The 25,879-nt window shown below is 55.6% G+C and carries 25 protein-coding genes, 1 tRNA gene and 1 riboswitch; of the genes, 12 read left to right on the forward strand and 14 right to left on the reverse strand.

All coding sequences use genetic code 11. The features are described from left to right. Positions 1-6: 6 nt before the first annotated feature. The 5 genes from cobO to ACXAET_RS13535 form a co-directional block, all read right to left on the reverse strand. Entirely contained in the window at positions 7-606 is a 600-nt protein-coding gene (gene cobO, locus ACXAET_RS13515; RefSeq protein ID WP_475185880.1) for a cob(I)yrinic acid a,c-diamide adenosyltransferase, read from the reverse strand. Positions 607-662: 56 nt separating this feature from the next. Continuing rightward, positions 663-1,598, reverse strand: a complete 936-nt coding sequence (locus ACXAET_RS13520) for a DMT family transporter (protein ID WP_475185883.1) — start codon at positions 1,596-1,598, stop codon at positions 663-665. 52 nt (positions 1,599-1,650) lie between these two features. Beyond that, positions 1,651-2,313 (reverse strand): HD domain-containing protein, encoded by a 663-nt coding sequence (locus tag ACXAET_RS13525; protein WP_475185886.1) that lies wholly within the window; start codon positions 2,311-2,313, stop codon positions 1,651-1,653. Continuing rightward, entirely contained in the window at positions 2,297-3,397 is a 1,101-nt protein-coding gene (gene aroC, locus ACXAET_RS13530) for a chorismate synthase (RefSeq protein ID WP_475185889.1), read from the reverse strand. The genes ACXAET_RS13525 and aroC overlap by 17 nt, the downstream gene beginning before the upstream one ends. Positions 3,398-3,493: 96 nt before the next feature. After that, complete coding sequence (locus ACXAET_RS13535) at positions 3,494-3,934, reverse strand: 6,7-dimethyl-8-ribityllumazine synthase (RefSeq protein ID WP_475185891.1); 441 nt, start codon at positions 3,932-3,934, stop codon at positions 3,494-3,496. 73 nt (positions 3,935-4,007) lie between these two features. Beyond that, a riboswitch (FMN riboswitch) is annotated at positions 4,008-4,158 on the reverse strand. Positions 4,159-4,266: 108 nt separating this feature from the next. On the opposite strand from ACXAET_RS13535, the gene ACXAET_RS13540 reads away from it, so the two are divergent. From ACXAET_RS13540 to ACXAET_RS13560, 5 genes are all read left to right on the forward strand, one after another. Then, positions 4,267-4,875 carry a glutathione S-transferase gene (locus ACXAET_RS13540; RefSeq protein ID WP_475185894.1) on the forward strand — a complete coding sequence of 203 codons (609 nt, stop codon included), beginning with the start codon at positions 4,267-4,269 and terminating at the stop codon, positions 4,873-4,875. A gap of 380 nt (positions 4,876-5,255) precedes the next feature. Further along, positions 5,256-5,840, forward strand: a complete 585-nt coding sequence (gene petA, locus ACXAET_RS13545; RefSeq protein ID WP_475185898.1) for a ubiquinol-cytochrome c reductase iron-sulfur subunit — start codon at positions 5,256-5,258, stop codon at positions 5,838-5,840. A gap of 14 nt (positions 5,841-5,854) precedes the next feature. Further along, complete coding sequence (petB, locus tag ACXAET_RS13550) at positions 5,855-7,198, forward strand: cytochrome b (RefSeq protein ID WP_475185901.1); 1,344 nt, start codon at positions 5,855-5,857, stop codon at positions 7,196-7,198. A gap of 17 nt (positions 7,199-7,215) precedes the next feature. Beyond that, positions 7,216-8,001, forward strand: a complete 786-nt coding sequence (locus tag ACXAET_RS13555; protein ID WP_475185903.1) for a cytochrome c1 — start codon at positions 7,216-7,218, stop codon at positions 7,999-8,001. A gap of 142 nt (positions 8,002-8,143) precedes the next feature. Next, on the forward strand, positions 8,144-8,560 hold the full coding sequence (locus ACXAET_RS13560; RefSeq protein WP_475185907.1) for a nuclear transport factor 2 family protein: 417 nt from the start codon (positions 8,144-8,146) through the stop codon (positions 8,558-8,560). A gap of 7 nt (positions 8,561-8,567) precedes the next feature. Here ACXAET_RS13560 and mtaB read toward each other — a convergent pair whose 3' ends face one another. After that, positions 8,568-9,824 (reverse strand): tRNA (N(6)-L-threonylcarbamoyladenosine(37)-C(2))-methylthiotransferase MtaB, encoded by a 1,257-nt coding sequence (gene mtaB / locus ACXAET_RS13565; RefSeq protein ID WP_475185910.1) that lies wholly within the window; start codon positions 9,822-9,824, stop codon positions 8,568-8,570. Further along, on the reverse strand, positions 9,821-10,663 hold the full coding sequence (dapF, locus tag ACXAET_RS13570) for a diaminopimelate epimerase (protein ID WP_475185913.1): 843 nt from the start codon (positions 10,661-10,663) through the stop codon (positions 9,821-9,823). Before dapF ends, mtaB begins: the two co-directional genes overlap by 4 nt. A gap of 209 nt (positions 10,664-10,872) precedes the next feature. On the opposite strand from dapF, the gene ACXAET_RS13575 reads away from it, so the two are divergent. Beyond that, positions 10,873-10,948 (forward strand) — tRNA-Lys (locus ACXAET_RS13575). A 662-nt stretch (positions 10,949-11,610) separates the two neighbouring features. On the opposite strand, the gene ACXAET_RS13580 is transcribed toward ACXAET_RS13575, so the two are convergent. The 4 genes from ACXAET_RS13580 to ACXAET_RS13595 form a co-directional block, all read right to left on the reverse strand. Then, a complete protein-coding gene (locus ACXAET_RS13580; RefSeq protein ID WP_475185916.1) occupies positions 11,611-12,762 on the reverse strand; it encodes an acyl-CoA dehydrogenase family protein in 1,152 nt (383 codons plus the stop codon). Positions 12,763-12,789: 27 nt separating this feature from the next. Then, positions 12,790-13,017, reverse strand: a complete 228-nt coding sequence (locus tag ACXAET_RS13585; RefSeq protein ID WP_475187223.1) for a phosphopantetheine-binding protein — start codon at positions 13,015-13,017, stop codon at positions 12,790-12,792. A gap of 5 nt (positions 13,018-13,022) precedes the next feature. Continuing rightward, entirely contained in the window at positions 13,023-14,549 is a 1,527-nt protein-coding gene (locus tag ACXAET_RS13590; RefSeq protein WP_475185918.1) for an amino acid adenylation domain-containing protein, read from the reverse strand. A gap of 213 nt (positions 14,550-14,762) precedes the next feature. Continuing rightward, complete coding sequence (locus tag ACXAET_RS13595; protein ID WP_475185921.1) at positions 14,763-15,875, reverse strand: glycosyltransferase family protein; 1,113 nt, start codon at positions 15,873-15,875, stop codon at positions 14,763-14,765. Positions 15,876-16,159: 284 nt separating this feature from the next. Between ACXAET_RS13595 and rfbC the strand changes: the two genes are divergently transcribed. The 3 genes from rfbC to ACXAET_RS13610 are packed head-to-tail and all read left to right on the forward strand — an operon-like array spanning position 16,160 to position 19,004. Then, on the forward strand, positions 16,160-16,690 hold the full coding sequence (gene rfbC, locus ACXAET_RS13600; RefSeq protein WP_475185925.1) for a dTDP-4-dehydrorhamnose 3,5-epimerase: 531 nt from the start codon (positions 16,160-16,162) through the stop codon (positions 16,688-16,690). A 48-nt stretch (positions 16,691-16,738) separates the two neighbouring features. Then, a complete protein-coding gene (locus ACXAET_RS13605) occupies positions 16,739-17,677 on the forward strand; it encodes an NAD-dependent epimerase/dehydratase family protein (RefSeq protein ID WP_475185929.1) in 939 nt (312 codons plus the stop codon). A 1-nt stretch (position 17,678) separates the two neighbouring features. After that, the gene (locus tag ACXAET_RS13610) at positions 17,679-19,004 is read left to right on the forward strand and encodes a protoporphyrinogen/coproporphyrinogen oxidase (protein WP_475185934.1); all 1,326 of its coding nucleotides are present in this window, start codon (positions 17,679-17,681) and stop codon (positions 19,002-19,004) included. A gap of 20 nt (positions 19,005-19,024) precedes the next feature. Here ACXAET_RS13610 and ACXAET_RS13615 read toward each other — a convergent pair whose 3' ends face one another. The 3 genes from ACXAET_RS13615 to ACXAET_RS13625 form a co-directional block, all read right to left on the reverse strand. Next, positions 19,025-20,032, reverse strand: coding sequence for an NAD-dependent epimerase/dehydratase family protein (locus ACXAET_RS13615; RefSeq protein WP_475187225.1), 1,008 nt, complete (start codon positions 20,030-20,032; stop codon positions 19,025-19,027). Then, positions 19,959-20,873, reverse strand: a complete 915-nt coding sequence (locus ACXAET_RS13620; RefSeq protein ID WP_475185937.1) for a sugar phosphate nucleotidyltransferase — start codon at positions 20,871-20,873, stop codon at positions 19,959-19,961. The genes ACXAET_RS13615 and ACXAET_RS13620 overlap by 74 nt, the downstream gene beginning before the upstream one ends. Before the next feature lie 132 nt (positions 20,874-21,005). Continuing rightward, complete coding sequence (locus tag ACXAET_RS13625; RefSeq protein ID WP_475185941.1) at positions 21,006-22,352, reverse strand: O-antigen ligase family protein; 1,347 nt, start codon at positions 22,350-22,352, stop codon at positions 21,006-21,008. A gap of 415 nt (positions 22,353-22,767) precedes the next feature. On the opposite strand from ACXAET_RS13625, the gene ACXAET_RS13630 reads away from it, so the two are divergent. The 3 genes from ACXAET_RS13630 to ACXAET_RS13640 all read left to right on the forward strand — a co-directional run bounded on the left by ACXAET_RS13630 (position 22,768) and on the right by ACXAET_RS13640 (position 25,812). Beyond that, a complete protein-coding gene (locus ACXAET_RS13630; protein WP_475185943.1) occupies positions 22,768-24,183 on the forward strand; it encodes an oligosaccharide flippase family protein in 1,416 nt (471 codons plus the stop codon). A gap of 296 nt (positions 24,184-24,479) precedes the next feature. Then, positions 24,480-24,692 (forward strand): hypothetical protein, encoded by a 213-nt coding sequence (locus ACXAET_RS13635; protein WP_475185945.1) that lies wholly within the window; start codon positions 24,480-24,482, stop codon positions 24,690-24,692. 544 nt (positions 24,693-25,236) lie between these two features. Continuing rightward, on the forward strand, positions 25,237-25,812 hold the full coding sequence (locus tag ACXAET_RS13640; RefSeq protein WP_475185948.1) for a sugar transferase: 576 nt from the start codon (positions 25,237-25,239) through the stop codon (positions 25,810-25,812). The last annotated feature ends 67 nt before the right edge of the window (positions 25,813-25,879 follow it).

Below are 25,879 nucleotides of genomic sequence, written 5' to 3' on the forward strand. Positions count from 1 at the left end.
CAGTTTCTAGAAATCCACACCGCGCTGGGCTTTGATTCCCGCTTGGAAGGGGTGTTTTTCCTCGGTCATTTCGGTGACGAGATCCGCATAATCGCGAAGGGCTTGCGGGGCGTCCCGCCCGGTCAGGAACACGCTGGTTTTGTCCGAACGTGCATTCAAGCCATCAGTTACCTGTTCGGCCGACAGATATTCATAGCGCAGCGCAATGTTGATTTCGTCCAGCACCACCAGATCATACGCACCGCTGGCCATCAATTCGCAGGCTTTACCAAACGCAGAATTGGCCGCTGCGATATCCCGTTCACGGTCCTGCGTGTCCCAGGTGAAACCTTCGCCCATCGTATGCCATGTCACCAGGTCTCGTTCCTGGAAAAAGCGACGTTCGCCGGTTTTCCATTTGCCCTTGATGAATTGCACCACGGCCACTTTCTGACCCCAACCCAGCGCCCGAACCACCACGCCGAAGGCGGCCGAAGACTTACCCTTGCCCTTGCCGGTATTGATCAGAACCAGTCCGCGTTCCGGATCGACCGCCTCGGACACTTTCTTGCGGTGCTGGGCCTGCACCTTCTGCATTTTTTCCTTGTGATCCTGTGCGTTGCTCATGGGGAACCCTCATCTTATGCTGGGCACACCCTAGGGAAAGTTCGGCAAAGGTAAAGTCACGCCTTGGGATCCGTCACGGCGCGGGCCTTGCCGCGTTCAAGCCCCAACTGATGTTCGCGCCTGATCACCACGATATTGCCGGCGATCACCAGTGCTGCACCGGCCAGCATGACCAGGGTTGGCAACTCGCTGAACCAGACATAGCCGATCACGATGGCAAACAGCATCGAGGTATAGTCGTAAGGCGCCAGCATCGAGGCCTGACCAAAGCGGTAGGAAGATGTCACAAGAATTTGCGCCACCCCGCCGATCAGGCCGGCCAGAATCAGCACGGCGGCTTGATCCCATGTCGGCAACACCCAGCCCCAGAAGACGGTCAACCCCGACAGGATGGTCGCCGTCATGGAAAAATAGAATACAATTGCCGCGGGATGGTCGAACTGTACCAGTTGCCGGATGTGGATTTGCACAAAGGCGCGGGCAACAGTAGCACACAGAATACACAGGGCACCCAGAGTGGCTGCTGCCTGCATTGTGTCGCCGCCAAAACGGGGCCAGATCATGATCAGAACTCCGAGCAATCCGATTGAGACCGCGGCGATCCGAATTGCGCGGATACGCTCACCCAGCATGATCGCTGCCAGAACAAGGGTGAAAATCGGGGTGGCATAGCCAATGGCAGTCGCTTCAGGCAGCGGGATCAGACCCAAGCCAGTAAATGTCAGCCCCATCGCGGTGGTCCCCAGCACACCGCGCCAGAAATGCCCCATCGGTTTGCGCACGACAAAGCCTTGCGCCAACTCGCCGCGCGCGACCAGCCAGATCACGATGATCGGAATGGCAAACAAAGACCGAAAAAACACCATCTCACCCGGTGGGAAGTGGTCAGACTGAGCTTTGATCAGTGCGGCCATGACGGTGAACAGAAACACCGCGCTCACCTTAAGAGCGACGGCCAACAGAGGTCGATGCGATGTTAACGATTTCACCATGCGCGCGACCCTGCGCCTTTAAGGGTAAAAGATCAACGGCAAGTCCGCGGGTTTAACGCGTGATCCAATCGGTGGGCAAGACGGTGCCAATTTCTTCTGAAAACTCTTCGAGAAAGCGGATCATGCGTTGAACACGCCTCTGAGCGATTGCGCGGCCTCCGTCTGTCAGCATGTCGCCGGGCAGCGCCAGCAGCTTTACCTTCCAATGGTCCAGAGAGTAGGTCAGGTCATCCAAGTCGCGATTCGCGGCAAACGGATCGGCCGGGTCGTACAAAGCCCTTCCCAACGCGCCCGAGACGGAAAAGTTGCGCGCAATGCCAATCGCACCCAGCGCATCCAGCTTGTCCGCGTCGCGCAGGATACAGGCCTCGGGTGACACAGGCATGATATTCGCCGAAAAGCTATGCGCTTCGATCGCGTGCTGAATGGCCTGGATTTGATCCCCGCTATAGCCAAATTTGCTAAGTATAGGCTCTGATTCTATAGCCGAGCGCCGAGAGGCCAGGTGCCGCTGGGGATCATCCTTAGGCAGATTCACCAAATCGTGCAGATAGCTGGCCGCCAGCAAAACCGGCAGATTGGTCTGCGCGTCTGCAATGGCCTGAGCGTTCACCCAAACCCTATCCAAATGCGCCAGATCATGCGCTGGATCGGTCTCCATCCGCTGCGCGACCACGGCGCGCAGGCGTGAACGCAGATCAGCCGATCCGTCCACGGTTCTCTCCGATCTGGCCGCGATGCAGCAACAGGTGGTCGAGGATTACGCAGGCCATCATCGCCTCACCGACCGGCACCGCGCGAATGCCGACACAGGGATCGTGGCGGCCCTTGGTGATGATTTCGGTTTCCTCGCCCGATTTGGTAATCGTCCTGCGGGTGGTCAGGATGGACGAGGTCGGTTTTACAGCAAACCGCACGACGATGTCTTGCCCGGTCGAAATCCCACCCAGAATACCGCCGGAGTGGTTCGAGCTGTATTGCGGGCCGTCCTGACCCATGAAAATCTCGTCTGCGTTGGCCTCACCCGTCAGTTCCGCGGCGGCCATACCTTCGCCGATCTCAACACCTTTGACGGCGTTGATCGACATCATCGCTGCGGCTAGATCAGTGTCTAACTTGGCGTAAACGGGCGCTCCGATCCCGGCAGGTACACCGCGCGCGACCACTTCGATGACCGCGCCGACCGAGTTGCCGGATTTGCGCAGGTCGTCCAGATAGGTCGCCCAGTCTTCGGCAGCTTGTGCGTCGGGCGTCCAGAACGGGTTTTGTTCGATCTGCGACCAGTCGAAATTGTCGCGGTCAATTGTGCGCGGTCCCATTTGCACCATGTAGCCGGTGATTTGAACATTCGGTGCGATCTGTTTGATGGCCTCGCGTGCCAGCCCACCAGCCGCCACCCGCGACGCAGTCTCGCGGGCCGAACTGCGCCCGCCGCCGCGATAATCCCGGATGCCGTATTTCTGCCAATAGGTAATATCGGCATGGCCCGGTCGGAACTTGTCCATGATATCGCCGTAGTCTTTCGAGCGCTGATCGGTGTTCTCGATCATCAGCTGGACGGGTGTTCCGGTGGTCAGACCCTCAAACACGCCGGACAGGACTTTCACCTGATCGGGCTCTCGCCGCTGCGTGGTGAATTTGTTTTGCCCCGGTTTGCGTTTATCCAGCCAGTGTTGAATCATGCTTTCGTCAATTTCCACGCCCGGCGGGCAGCCGTCCACCGTGGCGCCCAAGGCGGGTCCGTGGCTTTCGCCCCAAGTGGTGACGCGGAAAAGATGTCCAAAACTGTTCATCGACATGGGGCGTGCTCCTTTGCGCGTCGTGATTAGCGGGCAAGGCCCGCGGCCTCAAGAGGATTTGCGGTTGAGGCGTTGCAGCCTCAACCTTTGGTCACGTCACGCGGCAGCGGCCAATCCGGCGCGGGTTTTGGTGATTTGCAGCGCCGCTTGGGCTGCTTCGCGACCCTTTTGCACAAAGTGATCGCGGTAAATGGCGTTGTGGTGATCGGTTTCCTGATACTGATGCGGGGTCAAAGACACAGACAGCACCGGTACGCCTGTATCCAATCCGGCCCGCATCAGGCCATCAACCACGGCCTGCGCCACAAAGTCGTGCCGGTAGATACCGCCATCCACCACGAAAGCAGAACAGGCAATAGCGGCATAGCGCCCGGTTTGGGCCAGATCACGCGCCAGCAGGGGCATCTCGAACGCGCCCGGGACGTCGAACACATCGACTTGCCCGGCGGGGATGAGTTGCAGAAACCCATCGAGCGCGCGGTCGACAATATCGGAATGCCAGTTGGCTTTGACGAAGGCATAGCGGGTGTGTGTCATTATGATCTCCTTAGCAAAACAGACACGTCACCCAAGGCGATCACGAGCAGACACGCCGCATCCACGGCGCGTTGCACGTTCTCTTTCATCCGGACTGTAACCGTCGGCTCTGGCCTCTCACCAGATCTGCTGACACCTCGGACAGGTCCAAGGCCGCTCGCGGGCTTACGGGTCATCGCCCGCATACCGCCGGTGGGGAATTCCGCCCCGCCCTGAGAACGCCGCGACTTTGCCGAGGTAGGTGGGCTTCTGCAAGAGGTATACGGCGCCAAAATGGCGGGTTTCGTTTGAGCCGCCGTGCTGTAAGGTCGGCCCAACCAAGGAGAGCGCGAATGAAACTCTATCACAGCCAGACTTCACCATATGTGCGCAAGGTCATGGTGTTGTTGCACGAAACGAACCAGTTGCAGGATGTTGAGCTGGAAACGGTTGCGGGAACGCCGCTCTCGCCCGCTGCGCCGCTGGAAGGTAAAAACCCGTTGACGAAAGTTCCGGCGTTGGAACGCTCGGACGGGCCAACCCTGTTTGACAGCAGGGTGATTTGCGCGTTCTTCGACGCGCGCGCCGAAGCGGGGTTTTATCCGGAAAGCGCGCGGCGTTGGGATGTTCTGACGCTTGAAGCCCTGGCCGACGGCATCTTGGATGCTGCTTTGTTGATGACATACGAAGCCCGCCTACGCCCCGCGGACAAGCAATGGGATGAGTGGGTCGAGGCGCAATGGGTTAAGATTGAACGCGCCTGTGCTGCACTGAACCAGCGCTGGATGGCGCATTTGTCAGGTTCGCTGAATATGGGTCAGATCGCGGTGGCTTGTGCACTGGGCTATCTGGACCTGCGCCATGATGCACGAGGTTGGCGCGCCGGCAATGATGCGCTGGCGGCTTGGTATACCGCATTCAGCGAACGACCCAGCATGGTCGCCACCCGCCCGCCAAGCTAGGCAGCACGCCGAAAGATCTCGTATGGCAGCTGGAATTGGCGATGCGTGAAAGCGCGCCGCTGAGCGGCAGGTATTTCAAGCCCGGTCACTCCGCCTTGGCCGGCAGGTTCCGTTTCAGGCGTTTGTGGCAGCGAATTTTTTCACCGAATCACAATGGTCCCAAATCTGGTTGAACCCCGGATTTCCCTCGATAAACCGGGCCAAGCATTGAAAATTTGGCGCCTAATACTGAAATGAATGCCCAGATGCGGCGTAGTGCGCGCCTATGACCGCTGGACGAACCGATTTCTGCCGGATAGATACGCGTTTTGAGACACCGCACACGTGCGGTGCGCGAGCTATATGCCCGTGCTCGGGCGCTACAAATCGGAGAGAACCTCGTGTCCCACGCAGAAGACAACGAAGGCACCCGCAGAGACTTCCTCTACTACGTCGCTGGCGGCGCAGGTGTCGTTGCCACGGGTGCAGCCGTATGGCCCCTGATCAACCAAATGAATCCCTCGGCAGACGTTCAGGCGCTGTCCTCGATCCGCGTGGATGTCAGCGGCGTCGAACAGGGTACGCAGCTGACGGTGAAATGGCTGGGGAAACCTGTATTCATTCGTCACCGCACCGAAGCCGAAATCCAGGCGGCGCAAGAGCAAGACGCCGACGGTGTAGAGTCGCTGCCTGACCCACTGGCACGTAACGTGAACCTGCCTGCAGATGCGCCCGCGACCGACGCGAACCGTGTGATGCCGTCGCCCGAAGGCGAAGTGGCAGGCGCATGGCTGGTCCAGATGGGCGTCTGCACCCACCTTGGTTGCGTCCCGCTTGGCGATGCCGGTGATTTTGGCGGCTGGTTTTGCCCCTGCCACGGATCGCACTATGATTTGGCCGGGCGGATCCGCAAAGGCCCCGCCCCGGAGAACCTGCCTGTTCCGCCTGCGGAATGGACTGACTCAACCACCATCAGACTCGGCTAAGGGAGACCCAACTCATGTCCGGAATTCCCCACGATCATTACGAGCCGAAGACAAACGGCGAAAAGTGGTTGCACAGCCGCTTGCCCATTGTCGGCCTTCTTTACGACACCCTCATGATTCCCACCCCCAAAAACCTGAACTGGATGTGGATCTGGGGCATCGTCCTAACATTCTGCCTGGCGTTGCAAATTATCACCGGTATCGTTCTGGTGATGCACTACACGCCGCATGTTGACCTGGCTTTTGCCAGCGTTGAACACATCATGCGAAACGTGAATGGCGGCTATATGATCCGCTATCTGCACCAAAACGGTGCGTCTCTGTTCTTTGTCGCCGTGTATATCCACATCTTCCGCGGCCTGTTCTACGGCTCATACAAAGCCCCGCGTGAAATCACGTGGATCATCGGCATGCTGATCTACCTGATGATGATGGGCACCGCCTTCATGGGCTACGTTCTGCCCTGGGGTCAGATGTCCTTCTGGGGTGCGACCGTGATCACCGGCCTGTTTGGCGCAATCCCGTTTGTGGGCGAGGCGATCCAGACCTGGCTGTTGGGCGGACCCGCCGTGGACAACGCGACGCTGAACCGCTTTTTCTCGCTGCACTACCTGCTGCCGTTCATCATTGCCGGACTGGTAATTGTTCATATTTGGGCCTTCCACACCACCGGCAATAACAATCCAACCGGTGTTGAAGTGCGTCGGACCTCCAAAGCAGAGGCCGAGAAGGACACGTTGCCGTTTTGGCCGTACTTCGTGATCAAGGATCTGTTTGCGCTTGCCGTAATCCTGGTCGTGTTCTGGGCCATTGTCGGCTTTATGCCGAACTATCTGGGCCACCCGGACAACTACATTGAGGCTAACCCGCTGGTTACGCCTGCACACATCGTCCCTGAATGGTACTTCCTGCCGTTCTATGCCATCCTGCGGGCCTTCACGTCCGAGGTTTGGGTTGTACAGTTCGCCAGCTTCATCACCGGCGGTATCATCGATGCCAAGTTCTTTGGTGTTCTGGCGATGTTTGGTGCGATCCTGGCGATGGCTCTGGCACCTTGGCTGGACACATCGACCGTGCGTTCGGGCAAGTATCGCCCGATGTTCAAGTGGTGGTTCTACCTGTTGGTCATCGACTTCTTTGCGCTGATGTGGCTGGGCGCGATGCCCGCGGAAGAGCCTTATGCAACCTTCTCGCTCATCGCTTCGGCTTATTGGTTCGCCTACTTCCTGGTGATCCTGCCGATCCTCGGCGTCATCGAGAAGCCGCTGCCGCAGCCCGAGACCATCGAAGAAGACTTCAACGCGCACTATGGCAAGGCAGACGCCGATGCCACACCCGCAGCGGCCCCGGCCGAATGACAAGAGGGACCGGAAACATGTTCAAGAAACTTGCAATCGGCGCCGCGTTTGCTCTGGCCTTTACTCCTGCTGCGTCTTTCGCGGCAGGGGCCGAAGACACCCATGTCGAGGATTTCGATTTCTCGTTCGAAGGACCGTTCGGCACCTGGGATCAGAACCAGTTGCAGCGTGGCCTTCAGGTCTATACCGAGGTTTGCGCAGCCTGCCACGGCCTGAGATACGTTCCGCTCCGCGATTTGGAAGCGTTGGGCTATTCGGAAGAAGAAGTGATCGCCTACTCGGCGGACAATTTCGAAGTGTTCGATCCTGAGCTGGACGATTTCCGCCCGGCGATCCCGACGGATCATTTCCCGGCAAACGATGCCTTGGGCGCGCCTGACCTAAGTTTGATGGCCAAGGCTCGCGCTGGTTTCCATGGCCCTTACGGTCTGGGCATAAACCAGCTGCTCAAAGGCATGGGTGGCCCGGAATACATCGCCTCATTGCTGGATGGCTATACCGGCGAGGAAAAGGAAGAGGCGGGCACTATCCTGTACGAAAACACAGCCTTCCCCGGTGGATGGATTTCGATGGCGCCGCCGCTGGTCGAAGATCAGGTGGAATTTGCTGATGGTCATCCGGCAACCGTTGAAGCCATGTCCGAGGATATCGCTGCTTTCCTGATGTGGACAGCCGAGCCAAAGATGATGGAGCGCAAGTATTCAGGCTTTGTCGGCGTGATCTTCCTGTCGGTGCTGTCGGTGCTTCTGTATCTGGTGAACAAGCGCCTGTGGGCACCGCATAAAGGCAAAAAGATCAGCTGATCGAGAAGCTCGATAAATCCTAATTGGCCCGGTGCACAGCACCGGGCTTTTTTGTTTGCCCGTTTCCCGGTGCTATACTCGTCCGGTCCCTTCTTATTTTGGGGTCGGTGCATTTCAGTTGTATTCATTGGGAGGATTGATCATGAGCACGCAAAGCAATGTTGAAACGATGCGGAAAGCCTTCACAGAATGGAATGACTGCAAGGCGTCGGATATCAGGATGTGGGAAAAATACACAACCACGGATCTGAGATTGCGCTCCTTGGGTCAGGGGCAAAACCGACTGGATTTCAGCCGCGCACGCGATGGCCAGACCCAGATGCTGGAATACCTTGCAGAGCTGACAACCACATTCGAGATGCAGCACTGGACGCTAAAAGACACCATCGCACAGGATGACCGCGTCGTTGGCATCGGTGTCTGCGCCTGGAGGCATAGAGGCACCCGTAAGACGATGGAAACGCCCATCGTGATTATATGCAGGTTCCACGATGGTCTGATCTGCGAGTATGATGAATTCTACGATACCGCTGCGGTCGCCGCCGCCATGGCTGAATAAGGCTGCCTCAGGCAATCAACTGCGTTTTGTTTGAGCCCAGCACTTTTGCCGTCACGATTTGCCCCTCGTGCTGAGGCGATGCAAATACCACTTCGGTAAATTGCTCTGTCCGGCCCATATGCGGGTTCTCCATCAGGATGTGATGGGTTTTCCCAATCTGAGCGGTCAGGTGTTTGGTAACCTGCGCCTCACCGGCGGCGCGCAGGCGGGCTGCCCGACCCTTGATAGTCTTGCCGTTGATCTGCTGCGGGATGCGGGCGGCCGGAGTGCCTTCGCGTTTGGAATAGGGAAAGACGTGCAGCCAGGTTAAATCGCATTCAGAAACCAGCTTTAACGAATTCTCGAAATGCGCTTCAGACTCGGTCGGGAAACCGGCGATGATGTCGGCGCCGAAGGTCATCTCAGGGCGCAGATTGCGCGTCTCTTCGGTGAAACGGATGGCGTCGTCACGCAAATGGCGGCGTTTCATCCGTTTCAGGATCAGGTCGTCGCCGTGCTGCAGTGACAGGTGCAGATGCGGCATCAGACGCGGCTCGGTTGCTATGGCCTGCATCAGGTTCTCATCCACCTCGATCGAGTCGATCGAGCTGATCCGCAGGCGCGGCAGGTCGGGAACCAGTTTGAGGATACGCATTACCAGATCGCCCAGCTTGGGCTGTGCGGGCAGGTCCGCACCCCATGAGGTCAGGTCCACACCGGTCAGCACGACCTCGTTGTATCCCTTGTCCACCAATCGTTTGATTTGGTCCACCACCACGCCCGCAGGGACGCTGCGCGAGTTGCCACGGCCATAAGGGATGATACAGAAGGTGCAGCGGTGATCACATCCATTCTGGACCTGCACATAGGCCCGGGACCGCGTTCCAAACCCGTCAATCAGATGACCGGCAGTTTCAGTGACCGACATGATGTCATCGACCTGCACGGCCTCAGTCTCGCCAATGAAATCCGCAGCCATACCTTTCCAGGTGTCAGGCTGCATCTTTTCGGTATTGCCGATGACAGCGTCGACCTCTGTCATCGCTGAAAACGTCTCAGGCTCGGTCTGTGCGGCACAGCCGGTCACGATCAGCCGGGCATCGGGGTTTTCGCGGCGCAGTTTGCGGATTTCTTGCCGGGCTTTCCGCACGGCCTCGGCGGTTACTGCGCAGGTGTTCACCACAACCGCGTTGGACAGACCCGCTTGCTGCGACAGCTCTTTCATCGCCTCAGTTTCATAGGCGTTCAGACGGCAGCCCAGAGTGGTGAATTTCGGGGCACTCATCCCAGCGTCCTCAGAAACTCGGGTGTCAGCGTACCCGAGAAGACATGACAGGTGGGCCCGGTCATCCAAACGCCATCGTCGCGCCAGTCGACCCAGATGGTGCCGCCATCCAGATCAATCTGTACCTTGCGCCCGGTCAGACCACGCCGAGCGGCAGCAACTGCCGTCGCGCAGGACGATGACCCAGAGGCCAGCGTGATCCCGACGCCACGTTCCCATACGCGCATGCGGATGTGATCCGGCCCGATGATCTGCGCCACCTGAACATTAGTACGTTCGGGGTAAAGCGGGTGATGCTCATACCGCGACCCAAACTCAGCCAGGGGGATCGCCTCGGCGTCTTCCACAAAGAAAGTGCAGTGGGGGTTGCCCATCCCAGTGGCAGTTGGTGTGCCCTCGATCGGCAGTTCCAGCGTGTCGGTCTCTTCAGCCAGCGGAATGTCCTGCCAGGCCACTTGCGGCTGCCCCATGTTGACCGAGGTCAGACCATCTCCCGCACCGCGCGCATGAAGCGTGCCGCGCTCAGTGGTCAGGGTTAGTTCGGACCTGCCAGTTTCCTCCATCAGGAAGCGGGCGATACAGCGGGTCGCATTCCCACAAGCGGCCGAGGAGGAACCGTCTGCATTGAAAAACACCAAATGCGCATCCGCAGAGCCGTTTTCGATAAGGGCAAGCTGATCGAAGCCAACACCAAAATGCCGGTGCCCGACCGCCTGAGCGATAGCGGGCGTAATCTCAACCGTTTGCGCGCGCGCATCCACAACAACAAAGTCGTTGCCCAGCCCGTGCATTTTCATGAAGGGCAAACCAGAGGTGAATATTCCTTGCATGGCGCGCATATAACCTTGCGCCAGAAAGGAATCCACCCTGCGGTGAAGATTCCTGAAAAAAGGGGTTGACCCCCCCGCGCCACCTGCCTAATTAGGCCGCCTATCGGGACGCCGGAAACACGCTGTGAAACGGCAGAACGATGCGCAGATTTAGGGCTTGAACCCATTTGGGAAACTGTCTTAGTGAGCGCTCAAGATCGAAAGATCGAACAAAGAGTGGGCCGTTAGCTCAGTTGGTAGAGCAACTGACTTTTAATCAGTGGGTCGCAGGTTCGAATCCTGCACGGCTCACCACTTTTTGGATGTAAACAAAACCTATTACAGTCGTTGTTTACCTTCTTTCGCAGCGAGGTCGCTTTCGGAACGAACGCGAGAGAATTTTGGCGAAGATTTTCTCATGACCAAAGCCCTGCGGTAGATGCGGCTTTGGTCTAGGTTGGGAAACTGGTGGGACAGGTGGTCTTGCCTGAGCTTTGGTGGGCGTTGAAGAGGCTGGATACGTTCTGCCAAGCGACAGATATATTTGCATCAGAATTTGGTCAGGCAAATCCGCAGACGCAATAGTATCCTATTGGGTAGATTGTCACGACAATTAGCGGCGTAGTGACCCGGATTTCTTGCACAGCTCTTTAGTATTTCCACCTCGCGCAGCTTACAGCACAGAGATCAAAACGTTGGCGGCGCCCGCAAATCCGGCCAATGCGGCTGCGCTTGCCAGGGTTATGCAAATTATTTCCCACACGCTTAGTTTCATTATGGCCCCCACCAAAATGCCCGATACAGTGCAGATAGATCAGATCCGGAATCTCGAAAAGGGAGGGTCGGTTTACGTTGCGGAAACTCGCTTCGTGGACAGCGCATATTTGCCGAGATTCGGTGCTGTCGGACGGCTGGTGGCCGTTTTGGACCAAATTGAAACTTGACCTGTAGCCGTACAGCATCACCTGACGCAGCTATCAGGCCTTTACCGATCCTTTTTGGTAGGCTGCAATAAGGAGGCGTTGAATGTCCGACGTTCCGCCCAGCGTAATCGTGCCTGCCATATCGCGAACCATCCGTTCGCATTCTCCGGTCAAGTAGCCGCTTGCGCCTCTGATCCGCTGTGCGTCCAGGGCATTCTGGAATAGAGATTCCGCAACCTGCAGCTTTGCCACTGACGGGGTCATGCGGTCTTGAATGCCGGCATCCAATTCTCGCGCCGCGTTTTCGATCAACAGACGGGCGATCTCATAGCGGACCTGCATATCGGCCAGACGATTGGAAACGGTTTGATTGTTGATGATTGGCTTACCGTTCGGCGCGCGATCACGGGCGAACAACACCGTTTCGTCCAACTGCCGTTTCATCGCCCCGACATGGCTTGAGAAAATGAAACTTCGTTCCCACGCAATCGAAAGGTTGAAGATAGCATGCCCGGACCCTTCCGACCCCAAAAGGGAGGTTTGGGGAATTTCGACGTTTTCAAATGTCAGTTTCCCGGTGGGTACGGTTCGATGACCAGTCTTTTCGTACGGCGCGCTTCTCGAAATGCCGGGCAGGTTCAGATCAACTAAGAACGCTGACATTCCCCAAGCCCCGAGATCCGGGTTGGTTAGTGCAAAAACCTGGGCCACGTCGGCGGCAGGAGCCATCCCGATCCAAATCTTCTCACCGTTCAGAACATACCCGTTTTGCGTTTTTTGAGCCGTCGCGCGAATTCCCGTCACGTCTGAGCCGCTGTTCGTCTCGGTCACAGCATGCGCACAGATTGCATCACCGTTGATCAGGATCGGCAACCATGCCGATTTCTGTTCCTCGCTGCCAAACTCCAGAATGGACTTCTGCATTGCCCAAAGCTGGCCGTTCAGGCCAAGCAACATGCCATTGTCCCGACACCCTTCGCCGAGCGCGTGCAGCGCCTGGACAGCGTCCAGAAACGATCGACCCTCGCCGCCGAACTGTTCTGGCACGGTTAACGCCAGAACCCCGGCGTCGGCAGCCGCACGCCAAAGGGTCCGCCAATCAGCTACGTCTTTGGCGCCACGTTTGTCGCGCTCTTCTACATCAGCGCTCAGAACCTCTTTACCGAGGCTGCGGAAGTTTTCGCACTTTTCACCAATCGGTCGCATCGGAACACACCTATTGTTTGAGCGGGGTCAGAGAGTCTTCAACAAACTCATAACATTTTGCACGCTGCTGAAGTTTTCGAACGTGATTTTGTCTGCCGGTATATCGACCTGCAATTCCGTTTCTAAATGCGCAACAAGGGTCATGACGGCCAGTGAATCCAAAAGCCCTGACATAAGCAACTCATCAGTCGGTGTAACCTGCCGACCGTCCAGAATGGTGCCCGAGATAAAATTTGCGATACCCTGCTCACTCATGCTGCTCAATTGTCAGCCTCCAATAGCTGTCTTCGATTGATCTTGCCCGTGCTTGTTTTGGTGAACGCCGTTCTGAACTCTATTTCGTCCGGAACCATGTAGCCAGGAAGTTTGGACTGTAGAAATGACTTCAAATCCGCCGCGCTTAACTCCTGGTTTTCCAGCAAAGTGACAAACCCCAGAATTTTGGCACCGTCTGACGAGACAACAGCTGCCGCCTCTGCAACAGATGCATGAGAGTTCATTGCCAACTCAACCTCATCAAGTTCGACACGATAACCCCGCACCTTGGCCTGGCGATCTTCACGGCCAAGGAAAACCCATAGCCCGGATGGATCCTGTTCGACTCTGTCCCCTGTCCGATAGAAACGCTTGCCGTCCAATGTCGTAAATGATCGGGCATTCTGTTCGGGCTTGTTCCAGTACCCGGTCATCATGGAACTGGATGACACCAACAGTTCACCGTCGCTTGCGCGCACAAACGTTGCGTGATCCATAGTGCGGCCGATCGGTATTGGCTCGTTGGCGGGGTGGGTGTCAGGAACGGTGTATTCCGAAACCTGATTGACCTCAGCCGGTCCATACGAATTTGATATTTTTGCAGAAAAAGCATCGCGCAACAGCGGCAGCGCTGATGGCGGCATCGGTTCGCCCCCATAAATCAGCCATCGCAGGCGAGACACATCCCGCTTATCAAGCGCGCCGCGCTGGCAAAGCTGCATGAAAGTGTAGGGAACCGAGCTCCAAACCGTCCCGCCACTGTCTTCCAAAAGTTTTGAAAGGCTTGCGGGGAACAGCAGCGCTGGCTCTGGGACAAGTTCGGTCGATGCGCCCACCATTGCAGGGGTAAAGAAATCGGCCAGAGAGAAATCAAAATGCAGCGGTACGGTGTTAAAGAACACGTCGTCAGGACCTAACCCATAGTGCCTTATCCAAGCGTGGGCAAACGCGCTGCCCGAGGCAAATGTGTGACAAATGCCTTTTGGCGTGCCGGTGGAGCCAGATGTAAAGATGATATAGGCCAAATCATCCCGTCTGTTTTCATGACACTCAAAACCGTTCGCCTGCTCATCTGGCATCGAGCAGTCGCAACCAGGGATTTCTAAACCAACAACATGAACGGACTTTTCGGCGACAATCTTTTTTATCAACGCCTCACTTCGCGGGGCGCCAATCACAACCGAAATAGCGCAGTCTGAAATGATCCGGACCAAGCGCGCCACAGGGGCAGTGGGGTCGAGCGGCACGAACGCTGCCCCAACTATCCAAACCGCGTGGATGGCGACGGGCATTTCCAGACCTTTGAACAACGCCAATGCAACACGATCACCGGGTTTGACACCTGCTGAACGCAAGGTTACGGCCATGGCCTCGGCTTTCCTGCGCAGTTCAACGCAAGAAAGGGATTGCCCGTTGCAGCTGAATGCAACGCGATCGGGCCATTTTTCGGACGCACGCCAGAGCGATTTATCAATATCGCTTATTTCAAAACTATCGTTCAATAGGTCACACCGGCGCTTTGGTCGGGCCATACAGCGCGTAACCGGTCGCGCCACAAACCCAGTCGCAGTCTGTTTCGATCTTAGCCTTTTTTCGACTGCAAAGCGGATTTGGATCACTTGTGATCAAATTTGTTTGATTTTTCACGGCCAATTCGACTTGAGAGCTAAGCCCAAGGGACACGCAGCGCGGCCGCTGAGAAGGCCGGAAACACCGGTTGCATTGTGCTTTACAAAGCTGCGCCCTTAAGGGGTCTCGACGAAGTTAGACGACATGCGTGACAGGGTTTCCCGCCGCCGAAGCATGTTTGGGGTTTCCGGCAGGTTTAGATGCGTCAGGATATCTGACCACCTGTGTAACCAGTCGTGTTTTAGAAGGGCGTGTTTCATGTTGATCTTGCGCATACGGTCTTGTTCAGCCGAGTCGTCAAGGATCGAAACGATTGCGTCCAAGGCTTTGTCAGGGTCTTCGGGCAGCCGGATTACAGACTCAGGCCAATCGAAATAGCGCAGATAATCCGTTGTTTCAGGCGCATACCCAACTTGAATGGCACCACCTGCGAGACCTTCGACATGTCGGGGCCCCCAGGCAATATTGCCCTTTTTCTGATCGTCGTGGCCAATCTTGGCGATGTCGACCATGAATAGTTTCGAGTGTTGGATCAGATTTGCCAGTAAGTCCCGGTGAACTTTGTGCTGCGCCGTGGTCGGCGGTTTGGTCGCCGAGTCATATAGATAGAAACCGCGCCGCTCTGCCAATGTGGTCAAAAGCCTGTCATGCAGTTCGGGGCGGCGGCGTCCCATGCAATATATGTCAATCGGGCGGTCCGCAGTCAGAGCATAAGGCGCAAACCGAACCATGTCGGCGGCTCCGGGCAGGTGAATAACGGGTTTCCCGGTGATCCGGTGTAATGCATCGCAGGATTCGGCAAACGCGCTGGCAATCAGGTCGAATTTCGACAGTGACTTTATCAGCGGCAAATACTGATCGAGACCGCTGCTCCAGACCTCTTCCAGCACACAGACCGCAAGACCACACCGGTCACGCCAATTTGGGATTGCATCCAACGCCAGCAACTCCAAAGGCTTTTGTGCATTGCAGAAGAACAGGTCATAATTCCGCGTCAGTGGGGCTTTCTCCACCCCGGATGGCCAGTACTGAAACAGAGCGCTGCGCCGCGACAGCCACCGTTTGGGGTTCAATGGAATTTTGCCACTGGTCCTGAGGTGGGGTGCCACAAGCTGCGTATTTTCAATGTCGGAAATGACGTCCTCGAACTCGAACCCTGAACAGCGGGATACATTGTCATTGAGGTTGCGTTGCGAGAAAATCAGGACTTTTCGGTCTGAAGACGCCAAGTGCTTATCCTTTGTCAGCAATAAACCAGCCCGCATTACACACACAGAGTGTCAAATTTTAAACAGTTTTTCCGCAGCGCGGTCCGTTGCGCCGTTCGAAGGCACAGTTTTGTGCAGAAAAAACCGAGAATCATGGAAAATGAACCTATTGTCTGGTTAGCTTTCGGCGTGCCTTCGAAAGCCAAATAACGCATGGCTGATTTTGACCAGCATTGCCGGGCCGGAATTTTTTGAACAAGGCGCAGTGTGTGTAGTTGGTTGCGGTCTAGTAGAGGCGGGTTTTAATGATTTTCACAGAAACGCATTTGCGTGGCTCTTATCTGGTAGACTTGCAGGAAATCTCGGACGATCGTGGGTTCTTTGCCAGGGCCTTTTGCGCAAAAGAGTTTGAAAAGCATGGTTTGAAACCGGCAATCGCGCAGATAAACCTTTCATCTAACGAGAAAAAAGGCACGATGCGTGGTCTGCATTACCAGCAGGCCCCGGCGACCGAGGCCAAGTTCATGCGGTGTATCAACGGCGCAATCTACGACGTGATTGTAGACATGCGCCCGGACAGCGACACCTACCTTCAGCATTTCGGGACAGAGTTGTCGGTGGAAAACCGGCGCGCGCTTTACGTGCCCGAAATGTTCGCCCACGGCTATCTGGCGCTGACGGATGGCGCACAGGCGTATTACTCAGCCAGCGAATTCTACACCCCCGGCGTTGAGCATGGGTTGCGCTACGATGATCCGGCTCTTGGTATACAATGGCCGCAACCTGTAACGATTGTTTCTGAAAAAGACGCGGGGTGGCCGCTGATTCAGCGCTAAGCTCCACCGCGACTCCCGACCGCGAATCCAAGGACAGACAAACTTTGCATGACACGTTCGACAGAACATAAAACAACGGTAATGGTCACGGGGGCCGGCGGCTTCATCGGTCGCGCTGCCGTCCAAGCGCTTGCCCGCCAAGGGCACCGCGTGATCGCCACATACCGGAGCGACCCTTGCCCCAAAATCTACGGCGATGTGCATTGGGTCAAGCTTGACGTGACAAACGCCTCGGATGTCAGTGCAATCATCCATCTGCACCGGCCCAGCCACTTGCTGGCCTTGGCCTGGTACATGGGGCCAGGAAACCAGCAGTCGCCAGAGAATTTTCGCTGGATTCAGCATTCAATTGACCTTTTGTTCGCTTTCTCGAGCGCAGGCGGCAAACGTGTAACGTTCTGCGGGTCGTGTATGGAGTATGATTGGTCCGGCACAGACAAGCTGCGCGAAGACAGCACGCCGTTGACTCCGGCCACTGAATATGGGGCAGCCAAGGCGGCGCTGTTCACAGCCTTTGGCCCTATGTGCAAGGCGCTGGACCTGTCCGGGTCATGGGCGCGGCCGTTTTTCCTTTATGGTCCGGGCGAGAACCCGCGGCGGCTTGCGGCGGATGTCATCCGCTCGCTGCTGCAGGGGCAAGAAGCGCTCTGCACTCATGGGCAACAGAAGCGCGATTTTCTGCATGTTGAGGACGTTGCTACCGCTATGGTCGCCTTGCTGCTGAGCGAACTGCAGGGGCCAGTCAATATCGGCAGCGGAACGGCAATCCCACTGGCCGATCTGATCCATGAGATCGGTCGTCAGACCAAGGCCGATGATCTGATCCGTCTGGGTGCCCGCGAAGCCCGCCCGGGCGATCCACCGTTGGTCGAAGCCGACATCACCCGGCTGCACGACCAACTGAAATGGACTCCCAGATTTACATTGAAAACCGGAATTGCGGATACCATCGCCTGGTGGCGCCGCGAAATTGTGAGAGAACGTTGATATGAGTGACAAAAATATTGTTATCCTGGGCTCCGGCATGTCCGGATTGGGCGCGGCCCATCACCTGCACGGTGCCGGCGTGTCCAGCAGAATGTATGACAAGAACGCCTTTCCCGGCGGTCATACAGCAACCTTTACCCATGATAGTGGTTTCATCTTCGATGACGGGCCGCATATCTCCTTTTCGAAGGATCCGCGCATTCAAGACCTGTTCGCCGAAAACGTCGGTGGCCAATACGAAAAACTCCAAGCCTATGTGAACAACTATTATCATGGCGCATGGGTCAAACACCCGGCGCAGGCCAATTTGCACAACCTGCCGGACGAGCTGAAAACACAGTGCATTTTGGATTTTATCGAGGCCTCGAAACAGGATGTGGTGGAAAAGCCTGCAAATTACCTTGAGTGGCTGATCTCGGTCTTTGGTAAGACCTTCGCCACCCATTTTCCGGCAGTCTACGGCAAGAAATACCACACGGTCGATGCTGATCAGATGAGCACCGTCTGGATGGGTCCCCGGCTTTACCGGCCTTCGATGGACGAGGTCATCCGCGGCGCAATTTTTGCCGAGACCCCCGATGTACATTACATTACGGATTTCCGCTATCCGACCGAGGGCGGGTTTATCTCGTACCTCAAGCCATTCATGGAAAAGACCGATCTTCATCTGGATCACAAAGTTGTCGCCATCGACCCCGAAGCGCGCACCGTGCAATTCGAAAACGGTGTGACCGAGACTTATGACCACCTGATTTCTTCGATCCCGCTGCCTGACCTGATCCCGATGGTCAAAGGCGCGCCGGATCATGTGCGCAAGGCAGCGGCGAAGCTGGCCTGCACCACCTGTATCACGGTGAATATCGGCCTCGCGCGGGATGATTTCACTCCGGCCACATGGACCTATATCTATGACGAGGACATCGTCTTTACCCGTCTCAGCTTTCCGCACAAAATGTCGACAAAAACCTGTCCACCGGGCTGCGGATCAATTCAGGCGGAATGCTATTATTCTCACAAATACCGCCCGCTGGATGTGTCACCGGATGACCTGATTCAACCTGTGATCGACGATTTGGTGAAGATTGGTCTGATCGAGCAAGATGAGAAAATCCTGCACACCGATGCCCGCCTGATCACCCATGCGAACATCATCTTTGACCTCGACCGGGAAGAGGCGTTGCCGATTGTCCATGACTGGCTGGATCAGGCCGGTATCCATTATGTTGGCCGCTTTGGGGAATGGGGATATCAGTGGACGGACGAGGCCTTCAAATCAGGTGAGCGCGGCGCCCGCACCGTGCTGGAAAAGATCGGGGCGCTGGTTTAAGCGCCCCGTTTTAAACCCCGTCAGACGATAGGCTCGGTCCGGCGGAAATCCTTGTCTAGTTGGTTTTCCTGAAGCAGAGCTTCAAGCTGGGCAAGGCGTTTGTATTTGCGGCCCTCAAAATCCTCGACCTTGAGGTCACAGGCTTTGACCGCGTCATAAATTTGCTGCGCGCCCCGGACTGCGTCCCATTTTGGCTTGAACCCCGGAATGGACTTTTCGATTTTGGCCGAGCTGACACGGTATGACCGGTTGTCTGGTCCTGCGTCCGCCGCGTAGTCTATATGTGCACCGGGCACCGTCTTGGCGACAATCTCGGCCAGGTCACGAATCTGATAGTTGTTCTCGGTCCGGCAGACATTAAAGGCCTCACCCGAAATGGCCTTTGGGTCGGCTTCCAACGTGGCAAGAAAGGCGCGGGCCATATCCTCGACATGGATGATCGGTCGCCATGGCGTGCCATCCGACATCATGAGGATACGCCCCGAGGTATAGGCGTGCGCGATCAGATTGTTCAGCACGATGTCAAACCGCATCCGGGGACTGATGCCATATGCGGTGGCAAAGCGCAGGAAAGTGGGTGTGAAACTATCATCGGCCAGCGGTTTCAGGTCGCGCTCGGCCAGAACCTTTGAGACGCCGTAATCCGTCTGTGGGTTTAACTTGCCTTCTTCGTCAACGAAACCCTCACCCGCGCGACCGTAGTTGGAGCAGGATGAGGCAAAGACGAACCGGGACACCCCCGCCGCCTTGGCCTGCTTTGCCACGTGAATCGTGCCTTCGTGGTTTATCTGTTGCGTCAGACCCGGCCGCAATTGGCCGAGGGGGTCGTTTGAAAGGGCCGCCAGATGTACGACCGCGTCAAACCCTTTCAGGTCTTCGACCGTCAGATCACGAATGTCTTTACCCAGGTTGGGGATGTTCGGAACAGAGCCGCCTGGGGCAAAGTCCGCGCGGTCAAAGAGATTTATATCGCACCCAGTCACCTGGATTCCCGCCTCGGCCAATACCGGGGCGGTCACCGTCCCCACGTAGCCGAGATGACCCGTTAACAGAACTTTTTGAATGTTCCCATGTTGCCCACGGACGGTTGCCATTTTTCCACATCTCCTCAAGTCGGCGTTTGTCCGCCAGGTGATCCATGCAATACCAGAATCCCGGATGGCGATAGGCCATCAACTCACCCATCTCCATCAGTTTGGGTAGGGGGCCTTCTTCCCACATAATCTCATCGCCATTTACGCTGGCGACGGCGGCAAAAACGCCGGGTTCCAGTACGAAAAAGCCGCCATTGATCCAATCGGCCGCGGTTTCAGGTTTCTCCATGAAACCTTCGACTAACCCATCCTCGCGCACCTGAAGGTGGCCAAAGGTGGTCAGCGGACGCACCATGGTGATGGTGGCGAGTTTTCCATGTGACCTGTGAAAGGCGATAAGCGCATCCAGGTCGACGTTCGAAACCCCATCGCCATAGGTCAGCATGAAGGTCTCATTGCCAAGGTAAGGTTGCAGCCGGGCCAGACGCCCGCCCGTCATAGTGTCCATGCCGGTATCGATAAGATCCACGGTCCAGGGCGGCGTCTCAGGCTCGGGCCCACCGTTGGCATAGTCGGGTTCGCCGAACAGCTCGCGCTGATCGAAATCAATACGCAGGTTTCCCTGATACTGGCACAGTTCTGAGATGTAGCGCTTGATCAGATCACCCATATACCCAAGCGCCAGGACAAACTCGTGATGTCCGTAGGTCGAATAGTGCTGCATGATATGCCAAAGGATCGGCCGGTTGGCGATCTCAACCAAAGGCTTGGGGCGGACCCGGGTCTCTTCGATCAGGCGAGAGCCCTTACCACCTGCAAATATGGCTGTTTTCAATGGTGCCTCCCAACGGAACTGATTACTGCAAAAACTATTAAAAGTAGGAACATTCAAATTCGACACTACGCAGGCGGCTGCTGTCAATCTTTGTGGTCACGGCAGGCGCAGAAAACGCAGAAATTTTTGATTTTAGCTATTCACAGGTCGATTGGTGAGTGCCGGACCAAGTGTTTTGGCTGTACCGCCATCACGTGCGGCGGTTGAATTCCGGAACTTGCCATCGTCTCTGATCGCCCTTGCCACAAGGTTCATTTTGGTGACGTAGGCAACAAAGAACATCCAGTTAGCCTCAAGACGGCCTAGTAAGGTGCTTTCGGTAATATTCGCCAGCATGTAGGTGACCATCAGCGCCAGCGCGCAGACAAGACTGGCGCGGTGTTCGACGAACCGCATGGAATAAAACGCAGAAATAAAAAAACGCACGATGGCGGTGCCCAGCAGGACAACACCCAGAAAGCCGGTATTCAGCCAGGTTTCGATCAACCCGTTATGGGAATAAAATGGTGCAAAACCCAGATTGGCCCTGTTGGCAAACAATGCGAGATGACTGGAGTCAGGGTGCCAGAACACGCCATAGCCCCAACCAAGCCAGAATCGGTCCATAACGTAGGGCCAGGTGAGTTCCCATATAGGGATTCTCTCGGACAGGGTTGGTTTGCGGCCTATCAGGGCAAACAGCGGATCAGCCAACGGTGAGGAAAGTAAAAAGGCGATTAAACCAACCAGTAGGACCGAAAACACAATAAAGCAGATCGCCCAGATGACCTCAAACCGAGGGACGATTCGACTGACAACCAACGCACTCATCGAGACCAAGGCAACCACTTGTGATGTGCGGGATTCAGAGGCGACCAGCAACAGCAGGCCTAGGAAGAATGTGACCTGAAACACCAGCTTCAGTTTTCCTTTCACCTGACCGATCGCATAAAACGAAGTCAACAAAGTCATCACGCAGGCTGCACCCAGGCCATTCTTGTGAAGAAAAATCCCGTTCCACGTATCACCCCAGGGAGGTATTCCGCGGGCTTGTGGCAAGGCGGCAATGGCGCCCATGGTTAGTATCATTACGACCGCGTAAAACGATGCCATGAACAACAGCAACCCACGCAGCGACATGATGCTACCCAGAAAAAGAGCGAAAGCGGTTGTTACGACCAAAGGCACGCATCGCTCGAATGAATAGGCCGGAAGGCTGCTTAATGTGGTCGAGACCAGAGCCCAGATTACAAGGATCGCAAGCTCTGGGGCTGCAAACGCTCCTCGAACAAGATGCCGGTAATACAATGCGGTAATTGCCATCGCAGGCAGCAGCATCAGGATTTCCAGCTTGTTTGCCAGATTATTCTGCCACAGCACAATGTTGAAAAAATCCGTACCGAAAAAAACCAATAGCATCAGACTCAATGCAAGAATCATGTGTCGGAACGGCAGGTCCGACGCGTTTTGATGGACGTAATTCTGGCTCAGCGCGGTCATTGTTAAATCTGTCAGACCAATTGAAAATGCTCCGGGTTGAACGATCAAACCAGCGGACTTGCGGAAAATACGGACACCCCAAGCTTACGCAGCGATATGTGGATTGTCTATCTCGGCAGAGCGTAGGGGTGCAGCAAGGCCGTCTTGTTGTATAATAATGTAGCAGACTCACGCGTCGACAGGTCAAATGCGATCAAAAGCCCTGTCGCGGCTAAGTGGGATGCTGTACGGCTGTCATCAGGGGTATTGTTTTCCGCAGGCATGCACAGGTGTCAGCATGTCCAATTGGGAAACGCGCGCTGCCAATACGATTGCCAGCGTGCAAAAAATTGGTGAGTTTTTGAGAGTTCGAGCCTGATCCGGGATGTTGAACGTTTGTGAGTTTTGAGTTGCCGACCATGGGATACAATCCGAAATGACATGGTATTTTGTTCCAAGAATGCTGTCGGCGTTTATCGCAATTGTGATTCTTATCGTCATGACCCGCGTTTTGGGCGCTGCGGACTTCGGGCGATACAATCTTACGCTTTTGTCTGGAATGTTGCTGTTTTCGTTTACATTCCATTGGCTGGCCATATCGGTCGGGCGATTCCATCACGCACCAGAGTTTGAGGGGCAGACAATTGCGACGGTCCTTGGGGCTTCGGCTCTGCTGGGGGTGTTTCTTCTGTGTCTCGTCGGTCTGGTTCGGATGGTTCTGCCGGCGGATTGGGTTAGTAGTTTCTTCCTGGCCGTTGTGTTTTGTACCAGCCACGCGATGTATGAACTGGGAACGGTTTGCCTCAGGCAATATAATGAGGGGCCGAAATTCGCCGCCGTGACCTTGCTGCGCCAGGCGTTGGGCGTGTCACTGGCCGTGACGTTTGTGGTTTATGGCGGGGGCTATGCAAGTGCGGTGATTGGAATGTCGATGGGCGCGGCGATTACAGGTGCCTATGCCCTTGTCTTCGCGCTGCGCCGGTCCGGCATCGTGGTGCCATCCCTTGGTTCGCTCAGAACATATTTCCGGTTCGGATTCCCATTGGCGGTGGTGTCGTCCAGCGCCTCGTTCTTTGCGATGTCGTCTCAGTCCCTTCTGGCCCTCTTCGCGGGGATGGATGCGGCCGGATACTTTGCAGCGGCACAAACGCTTGCTTCCAAAGCGCTGAAATTACCGATGACGACACTGTCGCGTGTCGTAGCCCCTAGTGTCTTCGAAGCGCATGAGACCAACGGGCTCCGATCATCCGACGCCGTGCTGGAGCGTTACTTCTCGTTCCTCGTATTGATTTCAATGCCAATTGTTGTTGCGCTCGTCTTTGCTGCGGACGTGTTCACGCATCTGCTGTTCGAACAGAGCTTTGCCGACGAAACCACACTGTACCTAAGATTGCTTTCCCCTGCCGCTTTCATTGTCGGCTTGCAGGGGGCCTATTTCAGCTACGCCTTCATGCGGTCCAAGAAAACCGGGTTGCAGCTTGGCGTGAGTGTTGCGTCACTTGTGGTGCACGCTTTGTTGTCGCTTGCCATCATCTATCTGTTCGGCGCACCCGGTGCCCCGATTGCGTTCCTGATCAGTGGTGTCGTTAGCTTTGCGGCTTACTACTACATCGGTCAAAAGGTCGACCCGTTAAGGGTGTCATCGACAGAGCTCAAATACGGCATTCTTGGTGCGATAGCATATGCGCCATTTTGTATTGCCGCCGCGACGTCAGCGAATCTGACGCTGCAACTTACGTTTCTTGCGGCTGGTTTGTTTTTTATGTTTTGGGTGCTCGTGCGGCTTGGGCAAGTTGCGGCGGCCGACCTATGGAACAGGGCATGCGGCTTTGTGTCATGGGCAAAAACCTGAGCGAAAAACATCGAAATATAACAAGAGTTTGAGGGTCCGTGGGCAAGATTTTACCAATCGGGTGGTGCTAAATCGCCGATAGGTTCTGGAAATCCGGGAAAAGCGCGCCCATGTATCGTGGACAGAACTGATTGATGTTAAGGTTAAGGCCTTCTTAATGAGTTTCTTTTTGTGTCGGTGACCAGGATTAGCATGTACCAAGAGGGTGCTGCCCCAAAACTGACACAATGATGCGTAAAATCGGGACAGTGCGTGAAACAAGTGGATGAGAGCTATCCAAGCGAATTGAGGCTGGAATGATAATTTTCTATTTACTGTCAGGTCCTCTTTTTGCCGCTATCGTCTTCGCGGCATTGTCGATTTCCGATGCAAGCTCGATTGCGGCTCTTTCCGGTGGCCTGGCTGCTGGTTTCTGTGCGCCCGTCCTGCTTGCGTTTCTGTATCTTGCGTCCAAAAGCAAGTTGCGTGTGAAGATTATCAACAAATTACCTGTCAAAACCGGACAGTAACGGGCTGTTTTTTTAGGCGCTTCGGTGAAATTTTGACGTCCCCGTTGGAATGCGACGCGCGGGCGCGTCTTACAGTCATGATTACATAGGCAAATATCGGGTTTGATTGGTTTTCCACAAACAAGGCCAAATGCGTGAGGCTTGTGGAAAAGTTAACAAACAAGTTGTCACCCCGGGCAATTAATGCAAACATATTTGTGGCAGAAACCCGGCCGTTTTATGGCATTGAGTCGGGAAGCAAGACAAAACGGGGCAACGGAAGTGGTGGCGTTGCGCCGTTGATCTATTGAGCAAAAGAAGTTTCAAACTCACGGCTTTCGCCTCTTTCAGGGAAAGCGCGCGGGTGAATAAGTTATGCTGCGCCTTGGTTTAAGGCGTTTTTTTGAGTAGTCAGTGCGTAAGTTTGGGGGTCATTATGAACCACAATCGAGGTTCTTTTCCGATAGAAGAGACCGAAATATATAATACAAGACAACATTTTATACCTGCTTCACAAAATCGCGCAAATCTCGAAGGTTTCTATGCGGCCAAGGGTAAGCGTTTGTTGGATATCGCACTGGTTTTGATAGGCGCGCCATTTGTGCTGCCTCTCATGCTCTTGATTGCGATTTGCGTGAAACTGGACGGCGGGCCGGCGATTTACAGACAACGGCGTGTTGGCCTGGGTGGGCGCGAGTTCGATTTTCTAAAATTCAGATCCATGATGACTGACGCAGATCAGGTTTTCCTGGACCATCTCAGGGAATGCCCTGCTGCCGCCGAAGAATGGCAAGCCCGGCAAAAGCTAGAAAACGATCCGCGTGTTACCAAGGTCGGGCGGTTTATCCGTGCGTCCTCGTTGGATGAACTGCCGCAACTCTGGAATGTTTTGATCGGTGACATGAGCCTTGTTGGCCCCCGCCCGATGCTTCCGCAGCAACAGGTGCTGTATCCAGGTAGTGACTACAACCTAATGAAACCGGGGATCACCGGATTGTGGCAGGTGTCTGAACGCAACGATGTCGAGTTTTCGCACCGCGCCGTGTTCGACACTGAATATGCGCAGAAGGTTGGTCTGTGGGTGGATGTTAAGATCTTGTTTCAAACCGTTGGCGCTGTTTGCAACGGCACAGGTCGTTGAACGGTAGCGCCACAGCTAAAACTAACAGAGTGATGCTAGAATCATGAAGTTGACCAGTAAAAGAGTA

The organism is Ruegeria sp. AWH4_226 (genome assembly GCF_056159225.1).